Annotated in this window: 13 protein-coding genes; 11 read left to right on the top strand and 2 right to left on the bottom strand. The window is 46.9% G+C overall.

Features of this window, described 5'->3' with window-relative positions; all coding sequences use genetic code 11:
- Positions 1-161 precede the first annotated feature (161 nt).
- From purH to ACUHGC_RS01060, 4 genes are all read left to right on the top strand, one after another.
- The gene (purH, locus tag ACUHGC_RS01075) at positions 162-1,763 is read left to right on the top strand and encodes a bifunctional phosphoribosylaminoimidazolecarboxamide formyltransferase/IMP cyclohydrolase (protein ID WP_446833864.1); all 1,602 of its coding nucleotides are present in this window, start codon (positions 162-164) and stop codon (positions 1,761-1,763) included.
- Positions 1,764-1,840: 77 nt separating this feature from the next.
- Entirely contained in the window at positions 1,841-3,130 is a 1,290-nt protein-coding gene (gene purD / locus ACUHGC_RS01070; RefSeq protein WP_446833863.1) for a phosphoribosylamine--glycine ligase, read from the top strand.
- A 173-nt stretch (positions 3,131-3,303) separates the two neighbouring features.
- Positions 3,304-4,557, top strand: a complete 1,254-nt coding sequence (gene glyA, locus ACUHGC_RS01065; protein WP_446833862.1) for a serine hydroxymethyltransferase — start codon at positions 3,304-3,306, stop codon at positions 4,555-4,557.
- The gene (locus tag ACUHGC_RS01060) at positions 4,550-4,834 is read left to right on the top strand and encodes a DUF1294 domain-containing protein (protein WP_446833861.1); all 285 of its coding nucleotides are present in this window, start codon (positions 4,550-4,552) and stop codon (positions 4,832-4,834) included. Before glyA ends, ACUHGC_RS01060 begins: the two co-directional genes overlap by 8 nt.
- A gap of 51 nt (positions 4,835-4,885) precedes the next feature.
- Here ACUHGC_RS01060 and nhaA read toward each other — a convergent pair whose 3' ends face one another.
- Positions 4,886-6,061, bottom strand: coding sequence for a Na+/H+ antiporter NhaA (nhaA, locus tag ACUHGC_RS01055; protein WP_446833860.1), 1,176 nt, complete (start codon positions 6,059-6,061; stop codon positions 4,886-4,888).
- A gap of 263 nt (positions 6,062-6,324) precedes the next feature.
- Here nhaA and ACUHGC_RS01050 point away from each other — a divergent pair, with 263 nt between their 5' ends.
- From ACUHGC_RS01050 to waaF, 5 genes are all read left to right on the top strand, one after another.
- A complete protein-coding gene (locus ACUHGC_RS01050; protein WP_446833859.1) occupies positions 6,325-7,335 on the top strand; it encodes a TAXI family TRAP transporter solute-binding subunit in 1,011 nt (336 codons plus the stop codon).
- Between the two features lie 36 nt (positions 7,336-7,371).
- Entirely contained in the window at positions 7,372-7,836 is a 465-nt protein-coding gene (locus ACUHGC_RS01045) for a DUF1850 domain-containing protein (RefSeq protein WP_446833858.1), read from the top strand.
- On the top strand, positions 7,820-9,829 hold the full coding sequence (locus tag ACUHGC_RS01040; RefSeq protein ID WP_446833857.1) for a TRAP transporter permease: 2,010 nt from the start codon (positions 7,820-7,822) through the stop codon (positions 9,827-9,829). The genes ACUHGC_RS01045 and ACUHGC_RS01040 overlap by 17 nt, the downstream gene beginning before the upstream one ends.
- A 163-nt stretch (positions 9,830-9,992) precedes the next feature.
- Entirely contained in the window at positions 9,993-10,916 is a 924-nt protein-coding gene (gene rfaD / locus ACUHGC_RS01035) for an ADP-glyceromanno-heptose 6-epimerase (protein ID WP_446833856.1), read from the top strand.
- Positions 10,917-10,941: 25 nt separating this feature from the next.
- Positions 10,942-11,982 carry a lipopolysaccharide heptosyltransferase II gene (waaF, locus tag ACUHGC_RS01030; protein WP_446833855.1) on the top strand — a complete coding sequence of 347 codons (1,041 nt, stop codon included), beginning with the start codon at positions 10,942-10,944 and terminating at the stop codon, positions 11,980-11,982.
- Between the two features lie 96 nt (positions 11,983-12,078).
- On the opposite strand, the gene ACUHGC_RS01025 is transcribed toward waaF, so the two are convergent.
- The gene (locus ACUHGC_RS01025) at positions 12,079-13,050 is read right to left on the bottom strand and encodes a sugar-binding transcriptional regulator (RefSeq protein WP_446833854.1); all 972 of its coding nucleotides are present in this window, start codon (positions 13,048-13,050) and stop codon (positions 12,079-12,081) included.
- A 250-nt stretch (positions 13,051-13,300) separates the two neighbouring features.
- On the opposite strand from ACUHGC_RS01025, the gene ACUHGC_RS01020 reads away from it, so the two are divergent.
- Together ACUHGC_RS01020 and ACUHGC_RS01015 are read left to right on the top strand one after the other, a co-directional pair.
- Positions 13,301-14,806 carry a sugar ABC transporter ATP-binding protein gene (locus ACUHGC_RS01020; RefSeq protein ID WP_446833853.1) on the top strand — a complete coding sequence of 502 codons (1,506 nt, stop codon included), beginning with the start codon at positions 13,301-13,303 and terminating at the stop codon, positions 14,804-14,806.
- Between the two features lie 35 nt (positions 14,807-14,841).
- The gene (locus tag ACUHGC_RS01015) at positions 14,842-15,825 is read left to right on the top strand and encodes an ABC transporter permease (RefSeq protein ID WP_446833852.1); all 984 of its coding nucleotides are present in this window, start codon (positions 14,842-14,844) and stop codon (positions 15,823-15,825) included.
- Positions 15,826-15,836 lie beyond the last annotated feature (11 nt).

The raw sequence follows: 15,836 nt of genomic DNA, 5'->3' as shown, positions 1-15,836 counted from the left end.
TCGCCGCGCCGGATGAGCGGCTGAAGCCGTGATGGCGCGATTGGCGAAAAGCGAAGTTTAATTGTATTAAACCGCCTTTTCTACTGTAGAAAAGTGCGGTTTTAATATATAATTCCAGCCTGAATTTTATCCACTTCAATCAATCTGTAAAGGAAACAACCATGCAATCTAATCGTCCTATTCGCCAAGCCTTGTTAAGTGTCTCCGACAAAAACGGCATTGTCGAATTTGCTCAAGGGCTTGTCAATCGTGGGGTGAAATTGCTTTCGACCGGCGGTACGGCAAAATTACTGGCTGATGCCGGGCTGCAAGTGACCGAGGTGTCGCAATACACCCAATTTCCGGAAATGATGGAAGGCCGCGTGAAAACCCTGCACCCGAAAGTGCACGGCGGGATTTTAGGACGACGCGGCGTGGACGACGCGGTGATGACCATTCACGGCATTCAGGCGATCGATATGGTGGTGGTGAATCTGTATCCGTTCGCGCAAACCGTGGCGAAATCGGATTGCTCGCTGGAAGATGCGGTGGAAAATATCGACATCGGCGGCCCGACCATGGTGCGTTCGGCGGCGAAAAACCATAAAGATGTGGCAATTGTGGTGAACAACGACGATTTCGATGCGATTTTGCAGGAAATGGATCAACACGATAATTCATTGACGCTGGAAACCTGTTTTAACTTGGCGATTAAAGCGTTTGAGCACACCGCGCAATACGACAGCATGATCGCCAACCATTTCGGGCAGCTGGTGCCGCCGTATCAAGGGGCGGAGGAAGAGGATTTAACGCAGCCGTGCGGACAATTCCCGCGCACCCTGAACCTGAATTTTACCCGCAAACAAACCATGCGTTACGGTGAAAACAGCCACCAAAACGCCGCATTTTATGTGGAAAACGAATTAACAGAAGCCAGCGTTGCCACTGCCAAACAGCTGCAAGGCAAGGCGTTGTCATATAACAACATCGCCGACACCGACGCGGCGCTGGAATGTGCGAAAGAGTTCAGCCAACCGGCGTGCGTGATTGTTAAACACGCCAATCCGTGTGGCGTGGCGTTGGGCGAGGACATTCTGCAAGCCTACGATCGCGCGTATCAAACCGATCCGACTTCGGCATTCGGGGGCATTATCGCGTTTAACCGCACTTTGGATGCTGCCACGGCGAAAGCGATCATCGATCGCCAATTTGTTGAAGTGATCATCGCACCGGCTGTGGCGGACGATGCGCAAGCCGTGCTGAAAAGCAAGAAAAACGTACGCGTACTCGAATGCGGCGAATGGCAAGCGCGCCAACCGCACTTGGATTTCAAACGCGTCAATGGCGGCTTGCTGGTGCAAGATTGTGATTTGGGCATGGTCGGTTTAGACGATCTGCAAGTGGTGAGCAAGCGCCAACCGAGCGAAGCTGAGCTGAACGATCTGCTGTTTTGCTGGAAAGTAGCGAAATATGTCAAATCCAATGCGATTGTGTATGCGAAAAACAACCAAACCATCGGCATCGGCGCCGGACAGATGAGCCGAGTATATTCCGCCAAAATCGCCGGAATTAAAGCTGCCGACGAAGGGCTGGAAGTGAAAGGCACGGTGATGGCGTCTGACGCCTTCTTCCCGTTCCGCGACGGCATTGATGCCGCAGCGGCTGCCGGGGTGAGCTGTGTGATCCACCCGGGCGGCTCGATGCGCGATCAGGAAGTGATCGACGCTGCCGACGAACACGGCATGGCAATGGTGCTGACCAATATGCGTCATTTCCGTCATTAATCTTTCAAGTGCGGTTTGCTCAAGCGACTGCACTTTTTATTGCTTACAGTTATTTTTCGAGTTAAGGAAAACCTTCTATGAATATTTTAATCATCGGCAACGGCGGACGCGAGCACGCATTGGCATGGAAAGTGGCGCAATCGCCGCTAGCAGATAAAGTTTTTGTTGCCCCGGGTAACGCCGGCACCGCACTTGAGCCGAACGTGGAAAATGTCAGCATTGCGGCGACCGATTTAGCGGCGCTGGTGGAATTTGCCCAGAAAAATGAAATCGGCTTGACGATTGTCGGGCCGGAAGCGCCGTTGGTGATCGGTGTGGTCGATGCCTTCCGCGCTGCCGGTTTGAAAATTTTCGGACCGACCCAAGCTGCGGCACAATTGGAAGGCTCAAAAGCCTTCACCAAAGATTTCTTAGCACGCCATCAAATCCCGACCGCCGAATACCAAAACTTCACCGAAGTGGAACCGGCGTTGGCGTATTTGCAGCAAAAAGGCGCACCGATTGTGATCAAAGCCGACGGCTTGGCGGCGGGCAAAGGCGTGATCGTTGCCTTGACGCTGGAGGAAGCGGAAAGTGCGGTTAAAGATATGTTGGCGGGCAATGCGTTTGGCGATGCCGGACATCGGATTGTAATTGAGGAGTTTTTAGACGGCGAGGAAGCCAGCTTCATCGTGATGGTGGACGGCAAAAATGTCGAGCCGATGGCAACCAGCCAAGATCATAAACGCGTCGGTGAACAAGACACCGGCTTGAACACCGGCGGCATGGGCGCTTATTCACCTGCGCCGGTGGTCACTGCCGAGATTCATCAGCGGATTATGAGTGAGGTGATCTACCCGACCGTCAACGGCATGGCGGCGGAAGGCAATGTTTACACCGGATTCTTGTACGCCGGGTTGATGATTATGCCGAACGGACAACCGAAAGTGATCGAATTTAACTGCCGCTTCGGCGATCCGGAAACTCAGCCGATTATGATGCGTTTGCAATCGGATCTGGTCGAGTTGTGCTTGGCGGCGTGCGACGGCAAATTGGATCAAGTGCGGTCACAATGGTGCGCGCAAGCGGCATTGGGGATCGTGCTGGCGGCAGAAGGCTATCCGGGTGACTACCGCAAAGGCGATGTAATCAGAGGCATTCCAAGCGGCGAACAACACGGACAGAAAGTCTTTTTAGCCGGAGTGGAACAGAAAAACGATCAACTGCTGACCAGCGGCGGGCGTGTGTTATGTGTGACCGCACTTGGCGACAATGTTGCCGCCGCACAGCAGCAAGCGCTGCAACTGGCGGAGCAAGTGCAATGGCAAGGGCGTTTCTATCGCCGTGACATCGGCTATCGCGCGGTGGCGAGAGAGCAAGCCAAGTAACATTTACCGCCGAACGGGGCGAATCACTGTGCCTCGAGTGGTGAATGAATGAAAAAAATTCATCATCGCCACAAAATAAACGACGGCAATTTAATGAAAAAAGGCTGTATGGCGTGTTGAAAAAGCCGTACACTTACAGATGATTTATCCAACCAAAAATGAGGAATTGAGCAATGTTAAGACGTGATATGAATATCGCTGATTATGATCCGGTGTTATGGCAAGCGATGCAAGACGAAGATCGTCGCCAAGATGAGCACATTGAGCTGATCGCATCCGAGAACTACGCCAGCCCGCGCGTGATGGAAGCACAGGGTTCACAATTGACCAATAAATATGCCGAAGGTTATCCGGGCAAACGCTACTACGGCGGCTGCGAATATGTGGATATCGTCGAGCAGTTGGCGATCGATCGCGCGAAAGAGCTGTTCGGCGCAGACTACGCCAACGTGCAACCGCATTCCGGTTCACAAGCGAACGCCGCGGTGTACATGGCATTGTTAAATCCGGGCGACACTATTTTAGGCATGAGTTTGGCGCATGGTGGCCACTTGACTCACGGTGCGACCGTTAGCTTCTCCGGCAAAATTTATCACGCCGAACAATACGGCATCACCGACGAAGGTTTCATTGACTACGACGCGCTGCGCGAGCAAGCGTTGCAAGTGAAACCAAAAATGATCGTCGGCGGTTTTTCGGCTTATTCCCAAGTGGTTGATTGGAAAAAAATGCGCGAAATTGCCGATGAAGTGGGTGCTTACTTGTTCGTTGACATGGCGCACGTTGCCGGTTTGAGCGCCGCAGGCGTTTACCCAAGCCCGATGGAATATGCCCACGTTGTCACCACCACCACGCACAAAACCCTTGCCGGCCCGCGCGGCGGCTTGATTTTGGCAAAAGGTGGTGATGAAGAGCTTTACAAAAAACTGAACAGCGCCGTTTTCCCGGCGGGTCAGGGCGGCCCTTTAATGCACGTTATCGCGGCGAAAGCGGTGTGCTTTAAAGAAGCGATGGAACCGGAATTTAAAACCTTCCAACAACAAGTGTTGAAAAACGCGCAAGCGATGGTGGCTGTGTTTAAACAACGCGGTTACAACGTAGTTTCCAACGGTACTGAAAACCACCTGTTCTTGGTGGATTTGGTCAGCCACAACTTGACCGGTAAAGCGGCAGATGCGGCATTAGGGCGCGCGAATATCACCGTGAACAAAAACTCGGTGCCAAACGATCCGAAAAGCCCGTTTGTGACGTCCGGTATTCGTGTCGGCAGCCCGGCGATCACCCGTCGCGGTTTCAAAGAAGCCGAATCGAAAGAACTGGCAGGCTGGATGTGCGATGTGTTGGATAATATCGAAGACGAAGCCACCATTGAAGCAGTGAAACAGAAAGTGATCAGCATCTGTAAAAACTTCCCGGTTTATGCCTAATTGGTTGATACTCGGCAGTTACTTAGCGGCGATAAATATCGCCGCTTATTTTTTGATGTTTCGCGATAAGCAAAGTGCGGTCAGAAATCGGCGACGGATTGCCGAACGGCTATTTTTCAGATTGTGTTTTGCGGGCGGCTTTGTCGGAGTCGGCTTGGCGATGAAACGCTTTCGGCATAAAACCCAACATCTCAGTTTTAAAGTGGTGGTGATGCTCAGCGCGATCTTGTGGTTGGGCGTGCTGCCTGCGATTTGGCTGTATTGGCAGCGGTATTAAAACAAAAAGTGCGGTTTATACCGCACTTTGCTTTTTAGAAATAATGAAGGCTTAATGAGACTGTTCCGGCGGCGAAGTCGAGGCACGCAGCAGCAGTAGACCGAGAACCGCAGAAAGCGATGAGCCTAACAAAATGCCGATTCGGGACAGCGTGTTGATGCTTTCGCCAGCATTTTCAAATGCCAAACCGGATAAAAACATCGACATGGTGAAGCCGATGCCGCACAGCACCGAGACGGCAAAAATGTGTTTTAAATTCACTAATAACGGCAAGCGGGCGATTTTTAATTTCACCGCCAAAAAGCAGAAACTGAACACGCCCAACGGTTTGCCGATTAACAAGCCCAGCATAATCCCCAACGGCAACGCGCCGCTTAACATTTCCAGATTAACCCCCAGCAACGGCACGCCGGCATTGGCAAAGGCGAAAATCGGCAGAATAAAAAACGCCGACCACGGATTGAGCGCGTGTTCCAAACTTTCCAGCGGACTGCTGCCGTCGCGTGCGGTAATCGGCACGCTAAAGCCGAGAATCACCCCCGCCAAGGTGGCGTGTACGCCGGATTTCAGCACGCAGAACCACAACACCATGCCGACGAACAGGTAAGCGCACAGTGCGCTAATTCGCATTCTGTTCATAATAATCAGCACGATAATCGACAAACCGGCGCCGATCATTGCTTCGACGCTTAAGCCGTGGGCAAAAAACAGTGCGATAACAATAATCGCCCCCAAGTCGTCAATGATTGCCAGCGCCAAGAGGAAGATTTTTAACGGCAGCGGCACGCGTTTGCCGAGCAGCGCCATAATCCCGAGTGCAAAGGCGATGTCGGTCGCCATTGGAATCGCCCAGCCTTCCATCGCGAGCGGATCGTCATAATTGAAAAAGGTGAAAACCAACGCCGGTACAATCATGCCGCCCAGCGCCGCCAACACCGGCAGAATCGCCTGTTGATAGCTGGAGAGTGAGCCGAGCATAATTTCGCGTTTCACTTCCAAGCCGACCAGCACAAAAAAGATCGCCATTAAACCGTCGTTGACCCACAATAAAAACGGTTTGGCGATCCCTTGTTCGCCGAATTGCACGATCACCGGGGTATTCAATAATTCAAAATAGTAGGGGGATAAAAAACTGTTGGCAAAAATCAGTGCCAAAGCGGAAGTTGCCAGCAGCGTAATTCCGCCGGAAGATTCCAATTTTAAAAATTTTCCGATAAATGAACGCATAAAATTCCTTATTCTTTTTATATAAAACGGTAGTTATAGAATATAACAGCCTTGTCGCGGATTAAAGTAAAAACGGCAAGTACTCCTGTTTTTTATAGCGCTCTGAAATGCGGTGTAATTTTTTTGTTAACCCAATTTAGCGATTGACAGCCAATAGCGGAGCTATTATTGTCGTTTAATCGCATATTTTTGAATATGCGTTGTTTTGTTTCACGAACTGCCTGCTTTAGGCAAGGGATTCACTGATTTTAAAGGGGAATGTTATGAAAAAAATGAAAGCATCAGCAATGGCACTGGCTGCCGCATTATTGACCGTGTTGGTCAGCGGCTGTGACGATAACAAAGGCAGCACCACGGCTGCGCCGGCATCTTCGGCAGCGGCGCCTGAAACTGCGGGCTTGCAAAGTAAATTTGTAACCATCGCCACCGGAGGCGCATCCGGCCCGTATAACATCATTGCGACCACCTTAGCTGAAATTTACAGTAAAGATCTCAAAACCAATTCCAAAACCCAAACCACTGGCGCTTCGGTTGAAAACTTGAATTTGCTCAATCAGAAAAAAGTCGAAATGGCATTTTTAATGAGCGACGTGTTGAGCGACGCAGTGAACGGTGTCGGCAACTTCCCGAATAAAATTGACACCGTCAGCGAAGTGGCGGCGTTGTATCCGAACTATGTGCAAATCGTCACCTCAAAACGCAGCGGCATCACCAGCATTACCGATCTTAAAGGTCGTCGAGTTGCCACCGGGGCGCAAAATTCAGGAGTTGAAGTGAATGCACGCAACCTGTTGGGAGGTTTCGGTATCACCTATAACGATATCAGCGTGGATTATTTAGGCTATGCCGAAGCGGCGGATGCACTGAAATCCGGCAAAATTGATGCGGCATTTTTAACCAGTGGTTTGCCGAACTCCTCATTAATGGAGCTACAACAAGGCTTTGATCTGCAAATTGTCAGTATTCCGGCGGACGGTATTGCCGAAATTGCCAAAGACAAACCGTATTTCAATGCAATGGAAATTCCGGCGGGAACCTACGGCAATGCTGATCCGATTCCGACCGCCGCGATTAAAAATGCATTGGCGGTGCGTTCCGACTTAAGTGAAAACGATGTTTATCAATTGACCAAAACCTTCTTCGAAAGTTTGCCGCAATTGCAAACTGCGCACCAGGCTGCGAAAGACATCAATCTGGAAAGTGCACAGCAAGGTTTAGTCGCGCCGTTACACCCGGGCGCGAAAAAATATTATGATGAAGTGTTGGCTAAATAAAGCCGCGCGCCGTTGATGATAAACTCAGGCAAGCGTATGTTAATCATCGGAATTGTGATGATAACCGCACTTGCCTGTTTGTTTCCGCTAAAGCTGTTTATTATTCAAACCGAAAACCAACGTTGTTATCTCGATTCGTCGACCTTTGAACTGAGTTGGCGCCATTCGGTCGAGCACCAATGGTGGCGCGAGCAGTATCGCCACGACGGTGACGCTATTTTGTTGGAGCAAAGCTGGCTGCAAACCTTTGGTGCGGGCACGCCGTCGCAAGGCGAGCCTATTCACGGGCGGGAAGGGTACGTCGGCTATCGGCAACAAATTCGTTTAGCGGAAATTAATTGGGTGGTATCCGCCAATATGCAGGGCGAATTAAGCACGCCGCAGCTGGTGATACCGATTTACAGGTTAGTGCCGGACTACAGTGAAGTGAATATAACACCTTCTCGGACAGCATTGATTATTTTTTTATTGGGGAGAACGTGCCATGAATGGGCAAGTTAATCAGGATTCTCAATTGTTGGCGGATCAGCCAAACCAAGATCAACCAAATAAAGAGCAGCAAATTCTAGAAAAATATGATCGCGAATCGGTCACCCGTCTGTTAAAGCCGGGTTGGGAAAAACAGCTGATCAGTGTTATTGCCGTATTCTATTCGTTATTTCACTTATATATCACCTTTTATCCGTTGCCGACGCTGCTGCAACGTTCGATCCACGTTGCAGTCGGTTGTGCACTAATCTTTCTGCTTTACCCTGCTGCGAAAAGTAGCCGTCGCGATAAAATCGTTTGGTACGAATGGTTGTGGGTGGCGGCGGCAATTGCCGGAGCGGTCTATTTAATTTATCAATATCAAGCCATTATGACCGTGCGCGGCGGCATTCCGAACACCGAGGATATTGTGTTTGCGATTTTGACGGTGCTGGCGGTGCTGGAAGCGGCGCGGCGGATCACCGGCTGGATTTTGGTGATTTTTGCGCTGCTGTTTTTGGTTTATCCGTTTATCAGCTCGATGGATTTTATGCCGTATCGCTTGCTGACCCGTCCGTATGACATCGGCGATATTTTCGGACAGCTGTACCTGAAAACCGAAGGGCTGTATTCGTCTGCCACCGGGGCGTCGGTGACCTTTATTTTCCTGTTTATTTTGTTCGGTGCGTTTCTGGGCAAGTCGGGCATGGGGCAGCTGTTTAACGATTTAGCCTTGGCAATTGCCGGTGATAAACAAGGCGGGCCGGCGAAAGTGGCGGTGATCTCCAGTGGCTTTATGGGCAGTATTAACGGTGCGGCGGTTGCGAATGTGGTCAGCACCGGCGCTTTCACCATTCCGTTAATGAAAAAAATCGGCTATCACAAAAACTTTGCCGGTGCGGTGGAAGCCAGCGCATCGGTCGGCGGACAAATCCTGCCGCCGATTATGGGCGCCAGTGCGTTCATCATGGCGGAAACCACCGGCGTCAGCTACGGAACGATTGCCCTCGCCGCACTGTTCCCGGCGATTTTGTATTATTTAGGCGTGATTGCGCAGGTACATTTCCGCGCCGGCAAGCGCAATTTGAAAGGCATTTCGCGTGATCAATTGCCGCAATTGAAAGAAGTGATGAAAGCGCGCGGGCATATGTTGTTGCCGATTGTGGCGCTGGTGTACTTCCTGATTCAATCGGTGCCAATCGGCTATGCCGCGACTTATACTATCGGGATTACCGTGCTGGTCAGCCAATTGCGTAAAGAAACTCGCATGGGGCTGAAAGATATTTGGGCGGCGCTGGAAGACGGCGCGCGTCAGGCGCTGCCGGTAATGGCGGCGTGTGCGGTAGTCGGCATTGTGATCGGGGTGGTCAACCTGACCAGCTTCGGTACGGTGATGACTTCATCGATCGTTACCCTTGGCGCAGGCTCATTATTATTAACACTGATTCTCACTATGCTTGCTTCAATGGTGCTAGGCATGGGGCTGCCATCGATTCCGGCATATATCATCACCGCGACCATGGCGGCACCGGCGTTGGCAACCTTCGACGTGCCGGTATTGGTGGCACATATGTTCGTGTTCTATTTCGGAATTTTCGCCAATATCACACCGCCGGTGGCGCTTGCCGCCTTTGCCGGTGCGGGGATTTCCGGCGGCGATCCGATGAAAACCGGCTGGCAGTCGCTGCGCTTGGCATTGGCGGGGTTCATCGTGCCGTTTATGTTTGTGTATAACCCGAATATGTTGATGATTGATGTGACCGATGTGGCGGTGACCGCCCGCACCTTCCCGTTGCCGGATATTTGGGTGATTATCAGCGTGGTTGTGACCGCCACCGTCGGCGTGTTGGGCCTGTCGGCAGCAGTGGAAGGCTACCTCAAAAACGCTTTCGCCGCGTGGCAGCGAGTGATTTTGGCAATCGGTTCTTTCATGCTGATCGTGCCGGAACATATCACCGATTTGATCGGCATGGTAATTGTTGCCGCTATGGTGTGGCTGAATTATCGCAGTCGAGCCGACGCTTAACCAGCAAGCAAGTGCGGTTTATACCGCACTTTTTGTTTTCTGTCGGGGCATTTTCCATTATCTGACGTGCCGAACCGCACTTTTGCATTCCGCCTTTGCCACCCGATAGAAATCCATTACAATATCCCTAATTTATTCCAACAACCGAACAAGGTAGGCAACTATGATTATCGTAACAGGCGGCGCAGGATTTATCGGCAGCAATATTATCAAGGCATTAAACGACATCGGGCGCAGAGACATTCTGGTGGTGGATAATTTGACCGACGGCACCAAGTTTGCCAATTTGGTGGATTTGGATATTGCCGATTATTGCGACAAAGAGGATTTTATCGCCTCGATTATTGCCGGTGATGATTTTGGTGAGATTGAGGCGGTGTTCCACGAAGGGGCATGTTCTGCGACCACAGAATGGAACGGAAAATACATGATGAGCAACAACTATGAATATTCCAAAGAGCTGTTGCATTATTGCCTTGATCGCCGCATTCCGTTTTTATACGCCTCTTCCGCCGCAACCTACGGGGACAAAACCGAGTTTAAAGAGCAGCGTGAATTTGAAGCGCCGTTGAATGTGTACGGCTATTCTAAATTCTTGTTCGATCAATATGTGCGTGAAATCCTGCTGGAAGCCGAATCACCGGTGTGCGGCTTCCGTTATTTTAATGTGTATGGACCGCGTGAAAACCACAAAGGCAGCATGGCAAGTGTGGCGTTCCACTTGAATAATCAAATCCTTAAAGGTGAAAATCCAAAACTGTTTGCGGGCAGTGAACAGTTCCGCCGTGATTTTGTGTATGTCGGCGATGTGGCGCAAGTGAATATCTGGTGCTGGCAAAATGCGGTGTCGGGCATTTACAACTGCGGCACCGGCAATGCGGAATCGTTTGAAGAGGTGGCAAAAGCCGTGGTGAAGTTCCACCAAAAAGGCGAGATTGAAACCATTCCATTCCCGGATCATTTAAAAAGCCGCTACCAAGAATACACCCAAGCGGATTTAACCAACTTGCGTGTCACGGGCTACGACAAGCCGTTCAAAACCGTTGCCGAGGGCGTAGCGGAGTACATGGCATGGTTAAATCAATAACGACAAGATACAAAGTGCGGTTAACATGAGAATATTAGTGATTGGTCCTTCGTGGGTCGGCGACATGATGATGTCGCACAGCCTGTATCAAGTGCTGAAACAACGCCACCCCGATTGCGTGATTGATGTGATGGCGCCGAATTGGTGTCGGGCGTTGCTGTCTCGTATGCCGGAAGTGAATCAAGTGATTGCCATGCCGATTGGGCACGGCAGTTTTGCATTGGGCGAGCGTTACCGCTTAGGCAAGGCGCTGCGTGGGCAATACGATCAAGCGATTGTGTTACCTAATTCACTCAAATCGGCGTTTATTCCGCTGTTTGCCCGCATTCCGCAACGCCGTGGCTGGAAAGGTGAAAGCCGCTACTTACTGTTAAACGATCTGCGCAGCAACAAGCAGGATTACCCTCGCATGGTGCAGCGTTACGCTGCGTTGGCATTTGAGCGAAGTGCGGTTCCGCCAGCTGAACAATTGCCGACCCCGTATCCGTATTTAACCACCCACGCCGAACAGGTGGCACTAACCTGTGCTAAATTTGCCAAGCAGACCGCACTTGCCGAAAACCGTGCGATTATCGGCTTTTGCCCGGGGGCGGAATTCGGCCCGGCTAAACGCTGGCCGCATTACCACTATGCCGAACTGGCAAAACAGCTGGTTGAACAGGGCTATCAGATCCATATTTTTGGTTCAGCCAAAGATGATGCGGTGGCGGAGCAGATCCGCAACAGCCTGCCGACCGCACTTCAGCGTTACTGCATTAATTTGGCAGGGCAAACCAGTCTTGAAGAAGCGATTGACCTGATTGCCTGCTGCCGTGCAGTGGTGAGCAACGATTCGGGCTTAATGCACATCGCCGCCGCCTTACAACGCCCGCTGGTGGCGTTATACGGCCCGACCAGCCCAGCATACACCCCGCCACTCAGCGACAACGTGGAAATTATTCGTTTAATCGAAGGCGGTTTAATCAAAGTGCGGAAAGGCAAAGACAGCGAAGAGGGCTATCATCAAAGTTTGATTGATATTCAGCCGCAGATGGTGGTGGAAAAATTACAGTCGTTGCTACTTTGATAAATAAGGAAATTAGCTATTGTCAGACTAAATATTTTCGCGCAGCGTATAGGCTGCGCTTGGGTTATGCCTTATTAGTCAATATGACTTTTTATACTATATTTGAGTATCGGTGAGTAAGAATTTTGCCGTATCTTCGTCAATAATTAGATCTGTAATAAATCGCCCCCGTAATGCACCGATTAATGCATCAAAATTTTGTTCTCCGGCACTTAGGAAAATTTTTGTCTCTATTTTTTGTAGCTGAGAAAGTGTGATGCCAAGCAAGCGCTTATCTACGTTTTCATATGGAACAGCTTGGCCGTTGATGTCATAAAATCGTCCGCACAATACGCCAACAGCCCCAAGATCTCTGAATATTTTCATGTCTTGAATAGAAAGAACACCACTACTGATGAGCGGATTGCTATCTTGTGAATTACCGACAACAGTAAGTGCTTTATTGCACTTTTTTAATAACGAAAAATTATGTTGGATAATCGGTTCGCTCATCAGTTCTTGTGCTAGCTTAGGAGTTGAAACAATTGCCGGTACATGTAATGAAACGCATTTGGCAGAAAGCTTTTGTGCAATTTTTGTTGATGATTCTATTGTGGTGAAGTCAGGTTGAGGTAGGATAGAACCTAACATTTGGATAACATTGACATTATTCAGCCGTTTTCTCGCAATGTAATTGCCTAACATATGGATTGTACGTCCCCAAGCAACACCTAAAAAATCATTATCTTCTATGATTTCGGCTAGATAAGCGGCACCGGCATTTGCCATGTGCTTACGAAATATATTAGATGGCATTGTTTGGGAATGTACACCTGGCACAATAAAGACATTATTGAGATTAAACTTAGTTTTAATAGTGATTGCAGAATAATCATTCATATATTCATTGAAATTGAGCTCGATTTTGATAGCCCCTCTTTCTCTTGCCTGTAATAAATATTTATTTACCGTCAGCCTAGATACATTCATCTTTTTTGCAACGTCCGCTTGATTCAGTCCCTCTTGATAGTATAGCCATGATGCATGGAGTATCGGATCGATTTTAAACCCCCTTTTATGATTGCTCATTTCTTATCCCTTTTATTTAGCTGAAATTTAATGTATGTCGTATCTTGGCTACTGAGTAGCGATTTCTGACGGAAGCGTCTGTCTATTGATACATCTGGTTTATGTCACTTCGATCATCATTGCATAAAAAATCTTAAAAGTGTTAATTACGTCACACATTATACAAAAGTATGTATTGCATTATCAATAGATAGATTTTAGTATTTATCAAAAGAATGCTATAGGTTATCAAATGTAAGGTTGGTGCATTATGGAGAAGAACAAGATTGAGATACAAGGAATAAAGAAACGGTTTAATGAAAACATTGTATTGCAAGATGTTTCCATAAAGATTAAAGGGGGGGAAGTTCTAGCCTTAATGGGTGCGAATGGAGCAGGTAAATCAACATTAGTCAAAATTTTGAGTGGAGTTTATCGCTCTGATGGCGGCTCTATTCTTATTAATGGTAAAAAATGCAATATAGACTCTCCTGCGGAAGCGATTGAGGCGGGTGTAATTACCGTTCACCAAACAATTAATGATGGTGTTGTACAAGATTTAACTGTAGCTGAAAATTTAGTATTGGATAGGCTATGTAAAAATAATAAAAATATATTTATTCAGAAAAAATCGCTCTATACAGAAGCTAGAAAAATAGCCTCTTTAGTGGGACTTGATTTGCCGCTTGATTTATCTGTCTCTGAATTATCGCAAGCAGATAAACAATTGGTTGGCATTGCTCGAGCATTAGCCAAGAAGCCAAGTTTGTTAATATTAGATGAACCAACATCAAGTTTATCTGATTCAGAAACTACAAAACTATTTGATGCTATCAATAAAATGAGAAGTGATGGAGTTGCGATTATCTATATTTCTCATCGAATGTCAGACATTAGAGCATTAGCAGATAGAATTGCAACATTAAGAGAAGGAAGAATTGTTGGGAACTTTACAAAGCCTCTAGATTATGCGGGTGCAGTAGATTCAATGTTGGGACATAAGGTTGCTGATATCAAACATACCTATAATCAGGGTAATGAAACCATTCTAGAGCTTAAAAATTATAAATTAAAGAAAAATTCAAATGCTTTTGATCTTATTTTCAAAAGGGGAGAAATTGTTGTTCTCACGGGGCTACTCTCTTCTGGCTGCCATATGGTCATTGAGTCATTATTCGGTTTAGATAAGCCCTATTCTGGAGAGGTTTTTTTAGATGGTAAAAAATGGGTTTCAGACACACCTAAAAAGGCTATTGAACGGGGTATTTTTATGTTGCAGGAAGATAGAGGTAATAATGCAATTATTCCTGATTTTTCTATTGAAGAGAATGTTACTTTTCCTTTTTTAAAATATTTATCAAATAAATTTGGATTTATTAAAAAAGAAAGTGAACGGCTAGTGGCCAATAAGATATTAAATAAAACTGGCGTAAAATATCGTGATTCTAAAGATTTATTATCAACTTTATCAGGTGGAAATCAGCAAAAAGTAATGGTGTCGAGATGGATGTTAAATGAGAGTAAGGTATTTTTATTAAATGAGCCTTTCCAAGGGGTTGACATAGGATCGAGACGAGAAATAGGAAAGCTTTTAAGAAGTACAGCTAATTTGAGAGCTACTGTTGTAGTATGCACTGATATTGAAGAGGCATTAGAAATAGCGGATAGAATTATTGTATTTAATAACAATAATTTAGTGGGAGAGCATAATATTAACCAGATAGATATGAAGTTAATTATTAATCAAATAGCTTCAGCTAAATTTAGTAATAATTAATGGGCTTGCATTTTATTATTTTACAAGGGGTATTTATGGAAAAGATAAGACAATTCAGCATTAAGTATGGTCTTTTAATACTATTGTTATTAATGCTACTAATGTTTTCAATTATAGAACCTATGTTTATGAGTACATTAAACATGATGATTATTCTACAGTCAGTTTCAATAGTTGCAATTCTAGCTTTAGGTATAACCGCAACTCTTGCAATAAATGGTTTTGATCTTTCGGTAGGATCTACAGCAGCTTTTTCTATGATGGCTTCTAGCTACGTTATGGTTATTATGGATTTTGGTGCAGGTATTGCTATTCTTGTTGCAATCTTTATTGGAGTTATTGTTGGTTTTATTAATGCATTTTTAATTATAAAAATGAAAATACCTGATTTATTAACAACATTGGGTATGATGTTTTTATTATTAGGATTACAGCTCATACCGACACAAGGACGTTCTATTTCTACAGGGATGAGTTTAAGTGATGGCAGTAATGCAACTGGTATATTTTCTGAATTTTTCTTATTTCTAGGACGTGCAAGAGTCTTTGACTTGATACCTATTCCTGTAATTATTATGTTGTTACTGGCTGTTATTACATATCTTTTTTTAGAAAAAACACGATATGGAAGAGTAATGTATGCGATAGGCTCAAATGAGCAGGCTGCTAGATTGGCTGGAGCGAGAGTCGAATATTATAAATATACAGCTTATATTTTATCAGGTATATATGCGGCAATTAGTGGAATTTTACTTGCAGCAAGAATTGGGCGTGGTGATGTTAGTTCTGGTAATTCTCTGCTAATGGATGGTGTTGCAGGTGCATTGATAGGATATGCGGTATTAGGCGCTGCTAGACCTAATGCATTAGGCGCAGCAATTGGAGCATTATTTGTAGGTGTACTATTGAATGGATTAACTATGATGAATACACCTTATTATACCCAAGACTTTATTAAAGGTCTGGTATTAGTTGTAGCCTTAATGTTTACATTCGGTCTATCTAAGAAACAGAAGTAGTTTTTTTATTC

The organism is Testudinibacter sp. P27/CKL/0425, assembly GCF_052931395.1.
This window is presented reverse-complemented; position numbering and strand designations above follow the sequence as displayed.